Origin of the sequence: Staphylococcus sp. HMSC06C11 (genome assembly GCF_001808345.1) — a bacterium.
GTDB classification, from domain to species: domain Bacteria; phylum Bacillota; class Bacilli; order Staphylococcales; family Staphylococcaceae; genus Staphylococcus; species Staphylococcus capitis.
The window spans coordinates 214,124-231,406 of record NZ_KV793047.1; the positions used below are offsets into that span (position 1 = coordinate 214,124).

At 32.0% G+C, this 17,283-nt stretch carries 16 protein-coding genes; 12 read left to right on the top strand and 4 right to left on the bottom strand.

Annotated elements, in window-relative coordinates; translation table 11 throughout:
* Positions 1-40: 40 nt before the first annotated feature.
* Complete coding sequence (locus HMPREF3154_RS09445; RefSeq protein ID WP_023350582.1) at positions 41-628, bottom strand: CYTH domain-containing protein; 588 nt, start codon at positions 626-628, stop codon at positions 41-43.
* Between the two features lie 290 nt (positions 629-918).
* On the opposite strand from HMPREF3154_RS09445, the gene HMPREF3154_RS09450 reads away from it, so the two are divergent.
* From HMPREF3154_RS09450 to fabI, 7 genes are all read left to right on the top strand, one after another.
* Positions 919-1,266, top strand: a complete 348-nt coding sequence (locus tag HMPREF3154_RS09450) for a UPF0738 family protein (RefSeq protein WP_002433336.1) — start codon at positions 919-921, stop codon at positions 1,264-1,266.
* A 16-nt stretch (positions 1,267-1,282) separates the two neighbouring features.
* Complete coding sequence (locus HMPREF3154_RS09455; protein ID WP_002433078.1) at positions 1,283-1,918, top strand: GTP diphosphokinase; 636 nt, start codon at positions 1,283-1,285, stop codon at positions 1,916-1,918.
* A gap of 13 nt (positions 1,919-1,931) precedes the next feature.
* Entirely contained in the window at positions 1,932-2,741 is an 810-nt protein-coding gene (locus tag HMPREF3154_RS09460) for an NAD kinase (RefSeq protein ID WP_030065108.1), read from the top strand.
* Positions 2,738-3,592, top strand: a complete 855-nt coding sequence (locus HMPREF3154_RS09465) for an RluA family pseudouridine synthase (RefSeq protein WP_023350580.1) — start codon at positions 2,738-2,740, stop codon at positions 3,590-3,592. The genes HMPREF3154_RS09460 and HMPREF3154_RS09465 overlap by 4 nt, the downstream gene beginning before the upstream one ends.
* A gap of 25 nt (positions 3,593-3,617) precedes the next feature.
* On the top strand, positions 3,618-5,003 hold the full coding sequence (gene mgtE, locus HMPREF3154_RS09470; protein WP_070474695.1) for a magnesium transporter: 1,386 nt from the start codon (positions 3,618-3,620) through the stop codon (positions 5,001-5,003).
* Positions 5,004-5,011: 8 nt separating this feature from the next.
* Complete coding sequence (locus HMPREF3154_RS09475) at positions 5,012-6,856, top strand: monovalent cation:proton antiporter family protein (RefSeq protein WP_049307386.1); 1,845 nt, start codon at positions 5,012-5,014, stop codon at positions 6,854-6,856.
* A gap of 356 nt (positions 6,857-7,212) precedes the next feature.
* On the top strand, positions 7,213-7,983 hold the full coding sequence (gene fabI / locus HMPREF3154_RS09480; protein WP_002433356.1) for an enoyl-ACP reductase FabI: 771 nt from the start codon (positions 7,213-7,215) through the stop codon (positions 7,981-7,983).
* A gap of 182 nt (positions 7,984-8,165) precedes the next feature.
* Here fabI and cozEa read toward each other — a convergent pair whose 3' ends face one another.
* Positions 8,166-9,257: a lipoteichoic acid biosynthesis protein CozEa gene (gene cozEa, locus HMPREF3154_RS09485; RefSeq protein WP_002433349.1), complete on the bottom strand. Its 1,092-nt coding sequence runs from the start codon at positions 9,255-9,257 to the stop codon at positions 8,166-8,168.
* Between the two features lie 263 nt (positions 9,258-9,520).
* On the opposite strand from cozEa, the gene HMPREF3154_RS09490 reads away from it, so the two are divergent.
* On the top strand, positions 9,521-10,267 hold the full coding sequence (locus HMPREF3154_RS09490) for an esterase family protein (RefSeq protein ID WP_023350577.1): 747 nt from the start codon (positions 9,521-9,523) through the stop codon (positions 10,265-10,267).
* 158 nt (positions 10,268-10,425) lie between these two features.
* Positions 10,426-10,935: a YjcG family protein gene (locus HMPREF3154_RS09495; protein WP_023350576.1), complete on the top strand. Its 510-nt coding sequence runs from the start codon at positions 10,426-10,428 to the stop codon at positions 10,933-10,935.
* Between the two features lie 152 nt (positions 10,936-11,087).
* Here the strand turns inward: HMPREF3154_RS09495 and ltaA are convergent, their stop codons facing one another.
* Together ltaA and HMPREF3154_RS09505 are read right to left on the bottom strand one after the other, a co-directional pair.
* Positions 11,088-12,278, bottom strand: coding sequence for a lipoteichoic acid biosynthesis MFS flippase LtaA (ltaA, locus tag HMPREF3154_RS09500; RefSeq protein WP_023350575.1), 1,191 nt, complete (start codon positions 12,276-12,278; stop codon positions 11,088-11,090).
* On the bottom strand, positions 12,256-13,431 hold the full coding sequence (locus HMPREF3154_RS09505) for a diglucosyl diacylglycerol synthase (protein WP_002433223.1): 1,176 nt from the start codon (positions 13,429-13,431) through the stop codon (positions 12,256-12,258). The genes ltaA and HMPREF3154_RS09505 overlap by 23 nt, the downstream gene beginning before the upstream one ends.
* A gap of 538 nt (positions 13,432-13,969) precedes the next feature.
* Between HMPREF3154_RS09505 and HMPREF3154_RS09510 the strand changes: the two genes are divergently transcribed.
* The 3 genes from HMPREF3154_RS09510 to HMPREF3154_RS09520 are packed head-to-tail and all read left to right on the top strand — an operon-like array spanning position 13,970 to position 17,260.
* Positions 13,970-15,454 (top strand): UDP-N-acetylmuramoyl-L-alanyl-D-glutamate--L-lysine ligase, encoded by a 1,485-nt coding sequence (locus tag HMPREF3154_RS09510; protein WP_023350574.1) that lies wholly within the window; start codon positions 13,970-13,972, stop codon positions 15,452-15,454.
* Positions 15,444-15,683: a YueH family protein gene (locus tag HMPREF3154_RS09515; protein ID WP_023350573.1), complete on the top strand. Its 240-nt coding sequence runs from the start codon at positions 15,444-15,446 to the stop codon at positions 15,681-15,683. Before HMPREF3154_RS09510 ends, HMPREF3154_RS09515 begins: the two co-directional genes overlap by 11 nt.
* Positions 15,684-15,697: 14 nt before the next feature.
* Entirely contained in the window at positions 15,698-17,260 is a 1,563-nt protein-coding gene (locus tag HMPREF3154_RS09520) for a peptide chain release factor 3 (RefSeq protein ID WP_002433266.1), read from the top strand.
* Positions 17,261-17,283: the final 23 nt, after the last annotated feature.

Below are 17,283 nucleotides of genomic sequence, written 5' to 3' on the forward strand. Positions count from 1 at the left end.
TTTTACATTTGAAAGTAATTTGCCTTTTCTGAACATATTGCTATTTATCACTTGCTTTTTTCTTTTCTTCAAAGAATCTTTGTACTTTGTTTAAAGGTTTTTTATGTTTTATATCGAATTCCTGAAGTAATTGTTTAAACTTTTCATAACCTTCATCGTACGAACCAACTTCATATTCTAGTTCGTAGTCAACTTTATTTAGGTATTCACTTTTATCTAATACAAGTAATTCGTTTTGATATTGAGTTTCTATTCTATATGTTGTTAAATCCCCTAAAATAACTAATTCTTCGTCTAAAACATTAAATTGTTCTTCAATAATATTTCTTATATCATCTGGTAGTTTGGAGTTTGATATTGAATCATTCATCTTTGGTTTAATATCAGTTGCGTGGTTATACTCCATTAATCCAACTTCAGCAGGTACCTTCAAAGTCATTTCATATGTATTATCTTTAACTCTGATACGTAATGCTGAACGATGATCTTTAAGTTTAAAATCTATAGTATCAATATAATAATTAGTTTGGCTAAATGGTTTTTCATTTTTAAAATAAGTGTTAAAAATTTTATCGTACAAATCTTTGGTTAAGATTTGTTTGAACTCAATTTCATTATTTGTTGCCATTGTAAACACCTCAATCATTTACTTTTGTTCATATTTAAAGCATTTACAATTATGACGAATTTCTTCTATAAATTAAAGTAATTTAATAGCACATTTAAGTTTGTGAAAAATTTTGTGAGGTCGTTTTAACTCTGAAAATTAACTTATAACGTATGTAGACTTCGGAATATATAAATTACTTGAAAGAAAATGAAAATCTGTAATTTAATCTAAGATTTCAATGCAAGTTGTGGCGTGTTTTGTAAGCGTATATTATGTTAAACTAGTATGGAATAAGGAGGAAGACAGGCATGCGTATTTATATAAATGAAATTAAAGTTAAAGATGATGGCATTTATTGCTTCTCAGAGGACCCAACAGATGGTCTAGAGGAAGTTGGACAAATGCTTGTTGATAGTGATAATTATGGATTCGCATATCTATTAGATGACGGTGAATCGTATTCTTATCTAATCTTTGTGCAAGAGACATGGTCACTGTTACATGAAAATAGAGATAAGAAGATTATCATCAATAACGATTTAGAATTGAAACATTTCCAAGAAGAACTAGATTACATATTAGAAAATATTGAAGGAAATAATAACTATGGTAAGGAGTTTGTTTCAGCTGTTGAAAAAACTTTCGAACTAGAGTGAAGCGGAGTGAAACAAAATGAACCAGTGGGATCAATTTTTAACACCTTATAAACAAGCGGTAGATGAATTAAAGGTAAAACTTAAAGGTTTGCGTAAGCAATATGAAGTAGGTGAACACACGTCACCTATCGAGTTTGTTACAGGAAGAGTTAAACCTATATCAAGTGTTATCGATAAGGCAAATAAAAGAGGTATTCCGTTCGACCGCTTACATGAAGAAATGTATGACATTGCTGGATTAAGAATGATGTGCCAGTTCGTGGATGATATTGATATTGTTGTTAATATATTAAGGCAACGAAGAGACTTCAAAGTCGTAGAAGAACGAGATTATATCCGTAATACTAAAGAAAGTGGCTATCGTTCCTATCATGTAATTATTAAATATCCTATTGAAACATTAAACGGACAAAAACATATTCTAGCTGAGATTCAAATAAGAACATTAGCTATGAATTTCTGGGCTACAATAGAACATACTCTTCGTTATAAATACGATGGAGACTATCCTGATGAAATACAACATCGTTTGGAAAGAGCAGCTGAAGCAGCATATTTATTAGATGAAGAAATGTCTGAAATAAAAGATGAAATTCAAGAGGCACAGAAGTATTATACTCAGAAACGTGCGAAGAAACATGAAAATGACTAATGAGGTGTAGATGATGCGTTATACAATCCTAACTAAAGGTGATTCGAAATCGAATGCATTAAAGCATAAAATGATTAATCATATGAAGGATTTTCAAATGGTAGAGGATAGTGAAAATCCTGAAATTGTCATATCTGTTGGTGGTGATGGAACGTTACTACAGGCATTTCATCAATATAGTCATATGTTATCAAAAGTCGCCTTTGTAGGGATTCACACCGGTCATTTAGGTTTTTATGCAGACTGGTTACCTCATGAAGTTGAGAAGTTGATTATTGAAATAAATAATACTGAATTTCAAGTGATAGAATATCCATTATTAGAACTAATTGTGAGGTATAACGACAATGGATATGAAACACGATATCTTGCTTTAAATGAAGCTACAATGAAAACAGAAAATGGTTCAACATTAGTTGTGGACGTTAATATACGTGGTAAACATTTTGAGCGATTTAGGGGAGATGGATTATGTATATCAACACCGTCCGGTTCAACTGCTTACAATAAAGCCTTAGGTGGAGCGCTTATACATCCATCATTAGAAGCAATGCAAATTGCTGAAATAGCTTCTATTAATAATAGGGTGTTTAGAACAGTAGGATCTCCTTTAGTTCTACCTAAACATCATACTTGTTTAATTACGCCTGTTAATCATGACACGATTAGGACAACTATTGATCACGTAAGTATTAAACATAAAAATGTAAATGCCATTCAATTTAGAGTAGCAAATGAAAAAGTAAGGTTTGCTAGATTTCGACCATTTCCTTTTTGGAAAAGAGTTCATGATTCATTCATATCAAGTGATGATGAAAGATGATTTTCAAATATGTTATCGAGAAATCAGAAACTGTTAAATCTTTCTTACAAAGAAATGATTACTCTAAAAAGACGATTAGCGCCATTAAACATAATGGCGCTTTATCTGTAAATGGACGTTCTGTAACAGTTAGAAAAGAGATGGCTATCGGAGATCACTTTGAAGTTCATATGCCAATTGAAACACCGAGTTCAAATTTGTTACCTTATCCAAAACCTTTAGATATCGTATACGAAGATGAATTTATACTTATAGTTAATAAACCTCAATTACAAAATTGTGCACCTTCAAGGGAACATCCTCATGAGAGTTTAGTAGAGCAAGTATTAGCTTATTTGATGAATAAAGATGAGCAGACAAATCCGCACATTGTCACTAGATTAGATCGTAATACATCAGGGCTCGTCTTATTTGCCAAGTTTGGACACATTCATCATTTATTTTCAAAGGTGAAATTTGAAAAAGAATATATATGTTTAGCTTATGGTCGTACTCAATCTGAAGGTGTTATAGAAGCACCAATTGCTAGAGACAACGAAAGTATTATTACAAGAAAAGTCTCTGACAAAGGAAAATATGCTAAGACTAGTTATTACACTATCGCTCAAAATAATAACTTGAGTTTATGTAAAGTGAAACTTCATACAGGGCGAACCCATCAAATCAGAGTTCATTTCCAATTTATGGGTCACCCTATAGTAGGGGATGATTTATATGGTGGCATACATCCTCTAGTAAAGGGGCAAAGTTTACAATGTTGTTCACTTAAGTTCGTTCATCCCATAAAACATAATAAAATCACAATAAATGTTGATTACAAACAATTAATTCAATTATTTAACGTGCTATAATAAATATGCTTTGGAGGTGTGAATATTGTCTAACGACACAGAGATTAAAGATAAAGTGCGCGAAGACGTATATGATGAAGAATTATTAAATAGATTATTAGATGGAAATGACATCGACCAATTTAGAGATGAATTTTTAGCAATGCATAATTACGATCAAAGTGAATACTTTGAAGACACGGATGATAATAATAGACAAAAAATATTTGAATTCTTATCACCTAAAGAAGTTGCTAATTTCTTTGATCAATTAGATATTGATGACGAAGATTACGAAGAACTTTTCGATAAAATTAATGCCAATTATGCAAGTCATGTATTAGAGGAAATGTCTTATGATAACTCAGTTGATATTTTAAATAAATTATCAAAATCTAAAGTCGCTAGCTTACTAACATTAATGGATAAAGATGAAGCTAATGAAATAAAAGCTTTATTACATTACGAAGAAGATACAGCTGGCGGTATCATGACAACGGAATATATCGCATTAAAATCCACAACACCAGTGAAAGAAGCATTAATGCATGTAAAAGAACAAGCACCTGATGCTGAAACGATTTATGTTATTTTCGCTGTTAATGAAGCGGGACAACTGGTAGGAGTTTTCTCTTTAAGAGATTTGATAACTGCTGAAAATGATTCTTATATCGAAGATGTGATGAGCGAACGTGTCATTAGTGTGAATGTGGCTGATGACCAAGAAGATGTTGCTCAGGTCATAAGAGATTATGATTTTATTGCAGTGCCAGTTGTTGATTATCAGAACCACCTATTAGGTATCATTACTATTGATGATATTTTAGACGTAATGGATGAAGAGGCAAGTGAAGACTACTCTCGTTTAGCCGGTGTATCTGATATTGACTCTACAAGTGATTCAGTTATCAAAACAGCCAGTAAACGACTTCCTTGGCTAATTGTCTTAACTTTCTTAGGAATGATTACTGCTACTATTTTAGGAAGTTTTGAAGATACATTATCTCAAGTCGCTTTATTAGCTGCGTTTATTCCAATTATTAGTGGTATGTCTGGTAATTCAGGTACTCAATCCTTAGCTGTTTCAGTACGTAATATTTCTACTGGTGAAATTAATGAACAAAGTAAATTTAAAATAGCTTTAAGAGAAGCTGGAAGTGGATTTTTATCTGGTTTAGTTTGTTCAGTGGTACTATTCTTAATTATTGTAGTTATATATAGACAACCTTTATTAGCACTAATAGTTGGAGGCAGCCTTACATGTGCAATGACTGTCGGAACATTAGTTGGCTCTATGATTCCATTAATCATGAATAAATTTAAAATAGACCCAGCAGTTGCAAGTGGTCCTTTCATTACTACTATAAATGATATTGTAAGTATGTTAATTTACTTCGGTTTAGCAACATCATTTATGTCATATTTAACTTAGGAGGTCGCATGGAGTTTTTATCATTAGTTATCGTAGTTGTTGCTGCATTTTTAACTCCTATTATCGTTAACCGACTTAACATTAATTTTCTGCCTGTGGTAGTGGCAGAAATCTTAATGGGTATTGTCATAGGTCATTCTTTCCTTAATATTGTGGAAAGAGATTCTGTACTAAACATATTATCTACTTTAGGCTTTATATTTTTAATGTTTTTAAGTGGATTGGAAATTGATTTTAAAGCATTTAAAAAAGATTCACGTTCTAGACAAGGAAAGAATAAACAAGAAAAGAATTTACCAAGTCATTTAAATTTAGCTTTAACTGTATTTGGTTTTATCATGTTGATTTCTATCATCTTGGCTTACGCTTTTAAATGGTTAGGTTTAGTAGATGATGTATTATTAATGGTCATCATTATATCAACTATTTCTTTAGGCGTTGTCGTACCAACACTTAAAGAAATGAATATCATGCGTACAACAATAGGTCAATTTATACTTTTAGTTGCAGTTTTAGCTGATCTTGTAACGATGCTTTTATTAACTGTTTATGGCGCTATTAATGGCCATGGAGGCAGTACGATATGGTTAACTGGCATACTCATAGTATTTACAATTATTTTCTACATACTCGGTGGCGTATTTAAACGCATGTCATTTTTACAAAAGTTAATGGATGGCACAACTCAAATTGGGATTCGTGCAGTTTTTGCATTAATAATTTTATTAGTAGCACTTGCTGAAGGTGTAGGTGCAGAGTATATTTTAGGTGCATTCCTAGCCGGTGTTGTTGTCTCATTATTAAATCCCGATGAAGAAATGGTGGAAAAATTAGATTCATTTGGATATGGATTCTTTATTCCAATATTCTTTATTATGGTGGGTGTAGATCTCAATATACCATCTTTAATTAAAGAACCATCTCTGCTCTTAATTATTCCAGTGCTCATCATAGCTTTTGTAGTGTCAAAGCTTATCCCAGTTTTATTTATAAAACGTTGGTTTGATACTAAAACGACGATTGCTTCAGCATTTTTATTAACTTCAACTTTATCTTTAGTCATAGCGGCTGCGAAAATCGCAGAACAACTTAAAACGATTTCAGCTGAGACCTCAGGTATATTAATTTTAAGTGCGGTCATTACTTGTGTATTTGTGCCTATCGTTTTTAAAAAGTTGTTCCCAATACCCAATGAGGTTAATCGTCGAATTGAAGTGAGTTTAATTGGTAAGAATCAGTTAACTATTCCGATTGCTCAAAATTTAACATCACAGTTGTATAATATTTCGTTATATTACCGTAAGGATTTAAGTGATAGCAGAAAATTATCTGACGAAATTACAATGGTAGAAATTGCCGATTATGAAGAGAATTTATTAGCTCGTTTAGGTTTATTCGAAAAAGACATCGTAGTATGCGCAACTAATGATGATGAAATTAATAGGAATGTAGCATTAATGGCAAAGAAATACGGTGTCGACCGTGTGATTTGTAGATTAGAAAGCTCTAATGAAGACGCGAAAATTAAAGCGCAAGGTATTGAGGTGTTTAGTAATTATCTAAGTAATAAAATTTTACTAAAAGGTTTGATAGAAACTCCAAATATGCTAAACCTTTTAAGCAATGTAGAAACATCTCTTTACGAAATTCAAATGTTAAATCATCATTATGAAAATATACAACTGCGTAATTTCCCGTTTGGAGGCGACATCATATTCGTACGAATAGTACGTAATAATGAATCATTAGTACCTCATGGTGATACACAACTACGTTATAAAGATCGTCTTATTGTGACTGGTTCGAAAGAATATGTCGATGAACTTAAACAAGAATTAGAATTCTATTATTAAAACTACAGCTTTAAATATCTTTAAGGTGGAAGTTAGAAAACAAACATTAGTATTAACGCCTATAATTGGATTTTAAACCAATCCAATTGTAGGCTTAATTATTATTAATCCAGTTTCGATAATTTATTGCGTTATTAGGAGTGTAGAACTTGAGTTACAAACTTCTCGATTTTCAATATTTTTATGATTGTTTTATCAAAGAATAAACAGCATTGTCTAAACATTAATCAAGGTCTAAAATACTTTATTATCAGGTACTAAAAGTGTTAAACTAATTATGGTAGATGGGTTATTTAAGAAACAATTTTATAACCGTTGAAAAAAGAATTGATTTTTTATTAAGGAGTTATACTGTAATGTTAAATTTAGAGAACAAAACATATGTCATCATGGGTATTGCAAACAAACGTAGTATCGGATTTGGTGTAGCTAAGGTATTAGACAAATTAGGTGCAAAGTTAGTATTTACATATCGTAAAGATCGCAGCCGTAAAGAATTAGAAAAATTATTAGAACAATTAAATCAATCTGAACATTATTTATATCAAATTGACGTACAAAGTGATGAAGATGTTATTAACGGTTTCGCTAAAATAGGCGAAGAAGTAGGAAATATTGACGGCGTTTATCATTCAATTGCGTTTGCTAATATGGAAGACTTAAGAGGACGCTTCAATGAAACTTCACGTGACGGCTTCTTACTTGCACAAGATATTAGTTCTTATTCTTTAACAATCGTTGCGCATGAAGCTAAAAAGCTTATGCCAGAAGGTGGAAGTATCGTTGCAACAACTTATCTTGGTGGTGAGTTTGCTGTTCAAAACTACAACGTCATGGGTGTTGCTAAAGCAAGCTTAGAAGCAAATGTTAAATATTTAGCGCTTGATTTAGGTGAAGATAATATTCGTGTGAATGCTATTTCTGCAGGACCAATTCGTACTCTAAGCGCGAAGGGTGTAGGTGGCTTCAATACAATCCTTAAAGAGATTGAAGAACGTGCACCATTAAAACGAAACGTTGATCAGGAAGAAGTAGGTAAAACAGCAGCTTACTTATTAAGTGATTTATCAAGCGGTGTAACTGGTGAAAATATCCATGTTGACAGTGGATTCCACGCAATTAAATAACAATGCATAATATTTGAAGCGGTTGAGTAATTGACTCAATCGCTTTTTAATATTGCTTATTAACGATACATTAAGTATGCCGTTGTTAGATTGAAGTGTTAGTGATATTGCATTAGTGGGTTTAGACGTTTTCAATAAAAAAACATCACTTACTCGAAAAAAGTAAGCGATGTTGAAACTGTTTATTTAATATCTTTAACGTCACTGTTAGCTTTATCAATAATTCTTTGACGATATTTAAAGATGTTGCTAACTAATGTTTTAATTACTGCATATAATGGAACAGCTATTAGAATTAATGTAAATCCACCTAAATCTCCTGCAGCTAAGATAACAACAATAATTGTAAGTGGGTGAATACTTAATGATTTACCCATAACATTAGGAGTAATTACGTTTCCTTCAAGTTGTTGTGCTATTAATGTAACAACACAAACCCATATAAATGTTGTTGGGCCTTCAATGATGCCAAGAATAGCCGCGGGTGTAAATGAGAGCCATGGACCTAGGAAAGGAATTAAATTTGCCACACCTGCAAATAATACAAGTAATGGAGTGTATGGTAATCCTATGATTGTATAACCAATGTAAAGAATAATACCTAGAATCACACTGACTGTTACTTGACCTTGAATATATGATTTTAAAGTGAAGTTTAAATCTTTTAATAAATCTACGATGAATACTTTTCGTTCACCTTTAAAAAATTTCCCTATAGCTGGAATAAATTTCTCATGATCTTTCAACATATAAATTAAGAAGAAAGGTACCATGATTAATAAGAAAACTGTTGAAATGAATGATGTAATGTAAGTGACTGAGTTAGATAAAACTGATGTTGCGCCATCACCTACAGATCTAACAGCCTTATTAATACGATGAGTCACATCATCAGGTAATTTGTCCATTTGTTTTAAAGAGAAATTAATAATATGTTCAGCTTCTTTTTGTAACGCTGGTGTCTGTTTAATTAAATTATTAATATTCGAAATAATAATCGGTGCGATAAATGATACCACAATTGCTATAATTGCAATTAACCCGATAAATATCGTTAAAATACTAGCCCAACGTGGAAATCCCCATCTTTCCAAAATATTTTGAAAAGGTAAACATATGTAAAATAGAAAACCACTGATTAGGAATGGAAGGAATACAGAGCCGATAATCGTCGCAATAGGTGTAAATACTTCATGTACTTCCATAAATAGTTTGATGAGTATGAACAGCATGATAATAAATATGCCGGTTCTAAACCAAACTTTATTTAACATAAACCTCTTTCCTCCTATAGTAATACTTTTATTTATTCTTAATAAGTATATCTTAAAACCATATCTTAAAAAAGGGAAAATACTTTATAAATCATAGTTAAAGACGCTATGAAACAGCTTTCGCTTAATTTTTTTAAAGGTTCTCCATATTTTGAAAATTAGTAATAAGATACTGAGGATTCTGCTTAAAACCATTTTAGAGAATTTAAATGTGTTGCAAGTCTTGATACAATGATAATACTACTATGAGGGGGCATACGCATATGACAGAGTTTAACGCTGGAAAAATAAATAAAAAAGTAATACACAGTGACATTCTAGATAGAGATGTGACACTCTCCATTTATTTACCTGAAGAATATACTGAGTTGTTTAAGTATCAAGTTATTATATGCTTTGATGGATTAGATTTCTTAAGATTCGGTAGAATTCAACGTACATACGAACAGTTGAGAAAGGATAATTCTATTCAAAGAGCAATTATTGTCGGGTTTCATTATGAAGATGTTGATAAACGACGAGAAGAGTTTCATCCATCAGGCAGTCGTTCACATTTGACAGTTCAAGCAATTGGTAAAGAAATATTACCTTTTATTGATTCTACTTTTCCAACTTATAAAGTAGGTAATGCTCGATTGTTAATTGGAGATAGTTTGGCTGGTAGTATCGCTTTAATGACTGCTCTAACATATCCAACTATATTTAGTCAGGCAGCAATGCTAAGCCCAATGTATGACGATAATGTTAAACAAAAAGTAGTTAATTGTGATAATAGAAATCAACTTACACTGTGGCACGCAATTGGCTTAGAGGAGGAAGACTTCACATTACCTACAAATGGTAAACGTGCTAATTTTCTTACGCCTAACCGTGAATTAGCTGACCTTATTAAAGATTATGATGTTGATTATTACTATACTGAGTTCGAGGGTGGGCATAGTTGGAAATCATGGAAACCATTATTAGGAGATATTCTTGAATATTTCTTGAGTGATGTCATTCCAGATTAAGCGTTCTCCCTAATATTTATACTCTATTAGTGAAGTCTATAAATATAAATCTTACTAAATGTAGATATTTCAGAAATGTAATTGTTTTCACTTTAAAAGTAACGGTTTTCAAAAAATTTTGATATAATGGAAATATGTTAAACAAAGGAGGAATTTAAATGATTCTAGGATTAGCATTAGTTCCGTCTAAGTCATTCCAAGAAGAGGTGAATGCTTATCGTAAACGCTATGATACGCATTATGCACAAATCATGCCTCATATAACAATTAAATCTCAATTTGAAATTGATGATAATGAATTAGATTCTATTAAAGAAGAAGTGAAAAAACGTATTAGTGACATTCAACCAGTTGATGTTCATGCAACGAAAGCTTCAAGTTTTGCACCAACAACTAATGTTATTTACTTCAAAGTAGCTAAAACTGACTCTTTAGAAAAACTTTTTGATCAATTCAATACTGACGAGTTTTATGGTAAGGCTGAACATCCATTTGTTCCGCACTTTACAATTGCACAAGGCTTATCAAGTCAAGAATTTGAAGATATCTATGGTCAAGTAAAATTAGCAGGGGTAGACCATAAAGAGACAATTAACGAACTTTCTTTATTACAATATAGTGAAGAAGACGATAAATGGACAGTAGTAGAAACATTTGAGTTAGGATAATTAATATAAATGATTGGATGAATTGTACAAGGGTGTCGATTCATCCTTTTTTTGTAGCGGATTTTTATGTTTTATCTCAAATGAAAAAAAGAAGTACATTAAGCCAAAGAAAAGCCTATCAATGAAAATTCATCAATAGGCTTCGAAATACTTTATTTCCTTTTTTGTCTACTACTTATAAAGTAATAACCATAGAATACAGCTAAAGATAGGAAAATCATAGCTGAGAAGTAAAATGTATTATTTAAATTATTTGTAAATTGAGTGATTAATCCACCAACTAATGGTCCAATCATAGATCCAAATCCTTGAACACTATTAAATACGCCCCAAGTTTCTTCTTGTTCTTCGGGATTAATATGACCAGCCATAAAAGTATTCCACGCAGGTAAAAGTATTCCATACATTAATCCAATAAAGAGACCTATTACCCAAACTAAGTAGATATTAGTTAACAATGATAAAGCAAATATTAATAACGTATATAATATGAAACCACCAAAGATAATGGTATACATAAATCCACGACTATTATTATCAATAATCTTTGATAAGAACAACATTGAAAATGCACAACCAATACCACCTATAATGATTGCAATAGTGTATTCAACCGTAGAAACTTTGATTACTTTTGTAGCGTATTTAGGAAGTATAGGCACTAATGCTGAAATTGCTGCACCTTGTAGTAATATCCCAGGAAATAATACGAGATGTCGTTTTGTAACATCAACGATTTGTTTAAGCTGTTCTGAGACAGGTTTCGTATTATAATTCGTTAATTGTATATTAACAAAATAATATAATACCCATGCGATAAGAACTACGAGAGACATCATGAAAGCAAAGTGAGTAGGGTGTACTTTGATTAACAAGTTCATTACGACCATGCCGACTAATAAACCTAGTAACCATGAGAAGTATACATACCCCATTTGCTTACCACGATTATTCTCTTCAACACTTGATAACATGATGACCCATATCGGACTAACGGCTATTCCTAGCATAATAGAACTAAATATGATTACGAATGGTGATGCTGGGAACCAGATGACTAGAAACAAACTTACAAATGCGAGTAAAAAGCCTGCAGTTAAAACAATCTTTGCACCAAATTTCTTAAGTAAAAATCCGATAACAAAATTTGTTGCTGCATCAGCTATAAAATGTATAGAAAATGCAAATGAAGTAATTGCGATTGCAATCGACGTCACTGTTGGCAAGAAGTTAATATAGCTAAGTATGTACATGCCTCGTGCAAATTCCATTAAGAATAAAATAACTAACATAATAACAAAATTTTTGTTATTGGAGTAATTATTTAACGAAGAATCTTGCATATAAAGGAACCTTTCCGTAGATTTCTTCTGGTTGAGATGAGTGACCAATTAAATCTAATAAATCTCTACATAGCTTCTGAGTAGAATAACTTACTTTTGATAATCGCATTTGATTTGTCATAGCTTCTAGTCTGTCTTCATGGTTTGTTAAATGAGATACGATATCGATGGCTTCATTTGGTGTGTCAGCAATTTTACCGAACCCTTTATCTTCGAAATAATGAGCATTTTCAAGTTCTTGACCAGGTGCTGGATTTAAGAAAATCATTGGGATACAACGTGTGAGTCCTTCAGAAATTGTAATCCCACCTGGTTTAGTAATCATTAATTGACTTGAAGCCATCCATTCATTCATATAGTTGGTATAACCCAAAATTAAAACGTTTGGATTATGTTTGAATTTTGCTTTTAAAGAGCGTTTCAGTTCTTTACTACGTCCGCATATCATCACTATTTGAGAGTGAGGACTTTTTTCTAAGATTTCATTAATCATATAATCGAAACCTTTAGAAACTCCAAATGCACCTGCTGACATTAAGATAGTTGGTTTGTTTGGATCTAAATGATGCTTAGACAACCAAGCTTCTTTATCAATGGAGTCTTCAAACTTATCAGCAATAGGGATTCCAGTTACTTTTATATGAGAAGCTGGCACGCCTGCTTCAACGAAATCATCTTTAGTATCCTCTGTAGCAACGTAATATCTTTGAGAATCTGGGGTAATCCAATTTTTATGCATGCGATAATCTGTCATAACAGTTGCAATTGGAATATTAATATTAAATTGCTCAGTAAGTACTGACATGACAGGTGTAGGGAATGTTAAAAGTATTAAATCTGGTTTTTCTTTTATGAGTAAGTTGATTAATTTATTTAATCCGTAATATTTATAAAAACATTTATCAAGCTCGTTAGGGCGGCTATAATAAAAACGTTTATACATATTTCTAAAATATTTAAAGCTATTGATATACCATTTTTTACAAATAGAAGTCATAATTGGGTGAGCTTCCATAAATAAATCATGTTGTATTACTGATAAATGATCTAAATTCATTTCATTCAATTGGTTGACAATACTTTGTGTGACTTGCATATGACCGTTACCAAATGATCCAGTAATAATCAATATCTTTTTATTTTGAGTAACCATTTATAGCCACCCTCCATTAATTTTTAAAATTTATAATAAGTGTAACGTATTTTCATACATTATAAAAGGAATTAAGCGACATGAAGTTGTCGCTTCTTAGCATGATAAATACAGTGTGCAACACATTTCAAATTCATGAATTAACTATGTAAACTAAGTAATTTAAATTTTTATTTATGCATTATACCACACTCATCTTCAAAATAAATTTTTAATTACTCAATCTAAACTTCGTACTAACACAAAATAAACTTATTAAAAACTTTATATTTTCTTAATCTACTTTCATACTAGCATTAATTAAGGGAAATGTATTGGGATGATTGGGGCTATAGAAATATTTTTAAGATATTTTTACTTAAGCTTAATAAAAATTGACTTAATTTTACAATGAAGAATATTTTTAATTAAATTTTTACCTCCTATTAAATATAGAAGGACTTTATTTTAATAACGAACCTCAATAAATAAGAATAAATTTATCAACACTAGTAAAATGTGTATAATAGAATTATTGTAAAAAAAGGAGCGATACATTTTGAATGCGAGTGCGTTGTTCGAGAAAATAAGAGTGAAAAATGTAATTGGAACACTAGATAAAAATGTAGATGATATTACTACTGATTCACGTACAGCTAAAGAAGGAAGTATTTTCGTAGCATCTAAAGGATATACGGTAGATAGTCATAAATTTTGTCAAAATGTAATTGAACAAGGTTGTAGTATTGTAGTGGTAAACAGGGAACTTGAACTTGATGGGGAAGTGACTCAAGTTGTTGTTCCAGATACATTAAGAGTAGCTAGTTTACTAGCACATACGTTATTTGATTTTCCAAGTCATCAGTTGACTACATATGGTGTCACGGGGACTAACGGAAAAACATCAATTGCAACAATGATTCATCTCATTTATAGAAAATTAAATAAAAATAGTGCCTATTTAGGTACCAATGGATTCCAAATCAATGAAACAAAGACTAAAGGTGCCAACACAACGCCTGAAACAGTTTCATTAACTAAAAAGATTAAAGAAGCAGTTGATGCTGATGCCGAAGCTATGACAATGGAAGTATCGAGTCATGGTTTATCACTTGGTCGGTTAAGAGGTGTAGAATTTGATGTTGCGATTTTCTCAAATCTAACACAAGATCACTTAGATTTTCACGGCACTATGGAAGCATACGGCCACGCGAAATCATTATTATTTAGCCAACTTGGTGAAGATTTAGCTAAAGAAAAATACGTCGTACTTAATAATGACGATGATTTCTCTCATTATTTAGCAAGTGTGACACCTTATGAAGTGTTTACATATGGCATAGATAACGAAGCTCAATTTATGGCTAAGAATATTAATGAATCGTTACAGGGTGTGGAGTTTGATTTAAGTACACCATTTGGAGATTATCGAGTTAAATCACCATATGTAGGTCGATTCAATATCTCTAATATAATGGCTGCTATCATTGCAGTTTGGAGTAAAGGCGCTTCTATGGAAGAAATTATTAATGCGGTAACTTCTCTTGAACCCGTAGAAGGACGATTAGAGGTGCTCGATCCTTCATTACCAATTGATTTAATTATTGATTACGCTCATACAGCAGATGGTATGAATAAATTGATTGACGCTGTAAAACCTTTCGTTAAACAGAAATTGATTTTCTTAGTTGGTATGGCTGGAGAAAGAGACATGACTAAAACACCTGAGATGGGTAGCGTAGCATGTCGTGCAGATTATGTTATCTTTACTCCTGATAATCCTGCAAATGACGATCCTAAAATGCTTACAGCTGAGTTAGCTAAAGGTGCAACTCATGATAATTATGTCGAATTTGATGATCGCGCTGAAGGCATTAAACATGCAATAGATGTTGCTGAACCTGGAGATACAGTAGTATTGGCATCTAAAGGAAGAGAACCTTATCAAATTATGCCTGGCCATGTGAAAGTTCCTCATAGAGATGATTTAATTGGATTAGAAGCTGCTTATAAGAAATTCGGCGGTGGACCTGTTGAAGATTAAGCAACTTCAGTATAATGAACTAATAATAAATATTTATTTCTATCAAAATAGCGATAGAGGCGTTATGTTGATAGCGATTCCTGACTTATTTTGGTCTGTAGAACTGCCCCTCGACTTAACTATTAATGAGTTACATGAAGAATTGTTAATGCAATTTTTTAATTTTTATACTGAAAATGAAGCCGATGCACTCGCACGTGACATTTGTGATTGGATAGCAACAAACTAAAAGGAGAATGATGAATGAATTTAAAGGAAGAAGTAGAGTCAAGAAAAACATTTGCCATCATCTCGCATCCGGATGCTGGTAAAACTACCTTAACTGAAAAATTATTATACTTCAGTGGAGCGATTAGAGAAGCTGGTACTGTTAAAGGTAAGAAAACAGGGAAATTCGCTACAAGTGACTGGATGAAAGTAGAACAAGAACGTGGTATTTCTGTAACTAGTTCAGTGATGCAATTTGATTATGATGATTATAAAATTAACATTTTAGATACACCAGGACACGAAGACTTCTCTGAAGATACGTACCGTACTCTTATGGCAGTAGATAGTGCTGTCATGGTCATTGACTGCGCAAAAGGTATTGAACCTCAAACTTTAAAACTCTTCAAAGTATGTAAAATGAGAGGTATTCCTATATTTACGTTCATCAATAAACTTGACCGAGTTGGTAAAGAACCATTTGAATTGTTAGATGAAATTGAAGAAACATTAAATATTGAAACGTATCCAATGAACTGGCCTGTGGGTATGGGTCAAAATTTCTTCGGTATTATAGATAGAGCGACTAAAACTATTGAGCCATTTAGAGATGAAGAAAATTTATTACATCTCAATGATGATTACGAATTAGAAGAAGATCATGATATTAAAAATGATAGTGCCTTTGAACAAGCTATTGAAGAAATGATGCTTGTTGAAGAAGCGGGCGAAGAATTTGATAATGATGCGTTACTAAACGGTGAGCTCACACCAGTTTTCTTTGGTTCAGCTTTAGCTAACTTTGGTGTTCAAAACTTCTTAAACGCTTATGTTGACCACGCACCGATGCCTAACGCTCGTCAAACAAATGAAGATGTTGAAGTAAGTCCATTTGATACAGACTTCTCAGGATTTATTTTCAAAATACAAGCGAATATGGATCCTAAACACAGAGACCGAATTGCGTTTATGCGTGTTGTTAGTGGTGCCTTTGAACGTGGTATGGATGTAACATTACAGAGAACAAGTAAGAAACAAAAAATAACACGTTCTACTTCATTCATGGCGGATGATAAAGAAACTGTTAACCACGCTGTAGCTGGTGATATTATTGGTTTATACGATACAGGTAATTATCAAATAGGGGACACACTTGTCGGTGCTAAGCAAAAATATAGTTTCCAAGATTTACCTCAATTTACGCCTGAAATCTTTATGAAAGTTTCAGCTAAAAATGTAATGAAACAAAAGCATTTTCATAAAGGTATTGAACAACTTGTACAAGAAGGTGCAATCCAATATTATAAAACGCTACACACCAATCAAATTATTCTTGGTGCTGTAGGTCAATTACAATTTGAAGTGTTCGAGCACCGTATGAAGAATGAATACAATGTTGATGTAGTAATGGAACCAGTTGGAAGAAAAATCGCGCGTTGGATAGAAAATGAAGAAGATATTAAAGATAATATGAACACTTCACGTTCTATATTAGTGAAAGACCGCTATGACAACTTTGTCTTCTTATTTGAAAATGAATTTGCTACTCGTTGGTTTGAAGAGAAATTCCCTGATATTAAGTTATATAGTTTATTATAAGTTTTGAGTTTAACTTTATTGAC

Bases quoted from the DNA above. Each gene is read 5' to 3' on its own strand.
- cozEa (WP_002433349.1), bottom strand. From the start codon at position 9,257: ATGTTAAATAAAGTTTGGTTTAGAACCGGCATATTTATTATCATGCTG.
- HMPREF3154_RS09455 (WP_002433078.1), top strand. From the start codon at position 1,283: ATGAACCAGTGGGATCAATTTTTAACACCTTATAAACAAGCGGTAGAT.
- HMPREF3154_RS09495 (WP_023350576.1), top strand. From the start codon at position 10,426: ATGATTCTAGGATTAGCATTAGTTCCGTCTAAGTCATTCCAAGAAGAG.
- HMPREF3154_RS09490 (WP_023350577.1), top strand. From the start codon at position 9,521: ATGACAGAGTTTAACGCTGGAAAAATAAATAAAAAAGTAATACACAGT.
- fabI (WP_002433356.1), top strand. From the start codon at position 7,213: ATGTTAAATTTAGAGAACAAAACATATGTCATCATGGGTATTGCAAAC.
- HMPREF3154_RS09465 (WP_023350580.1), top strand. From the start codon at position 2,738: ATGATTTTCAAATATGTTATCGAGAAATCAGAAACTGTTAAATCTTTC.
- HMPREF3154_RS09475 (WP_049307386.1), top strand. From the start codon at position 5,012: ATGGAGTTTTTATCATTAGTTATCGTAGTTGTTGCTGCATTTTTAACT.
- HMPREF3154_RS09450 (WP_002433336.1), top strand. From the start codon at position 919: ATGCGTATTTATATAAATGAAATTAAAGTTAAAGATGATGGCATTTAT.
- HMPREF3154_RS09445 (WP_023350582.1), bottom strand. From the start codon at position 628: ATGGCAACAAATAATGAAATTGAGTTCAAACAAATCTTAACCAAAGAT.
- HMPREF3154_RS09505 (WP_002433223.1), bottom strand. From the start codon at position 13,431: ATGGTTACTCAAAATAAAAAGATATTGATTATTACTGGATCATTTGGT.
- ltaA (WP_023350575.1), bottom strand. From the start codon at position 12,278: ATGCAAGATTCTTCGTTAAATAATTACTCCAATAACAAAAATTTTGTT.
- HMPREF3154_RS09520 (WP_002433266.1), top strand. From the start codon at position 15,698: ATGAATTTAAAGGAAGAAGTAGAGTCAAGAAAAACATTTGCCATCATC.
- HMPREF3154_RS09460 (WP_030065108.1), top strand. From the start codon at position 1,932: ATGCGTTATACAATCCTAACTAAAGGTGATTCGAAATCGAATGCATTA.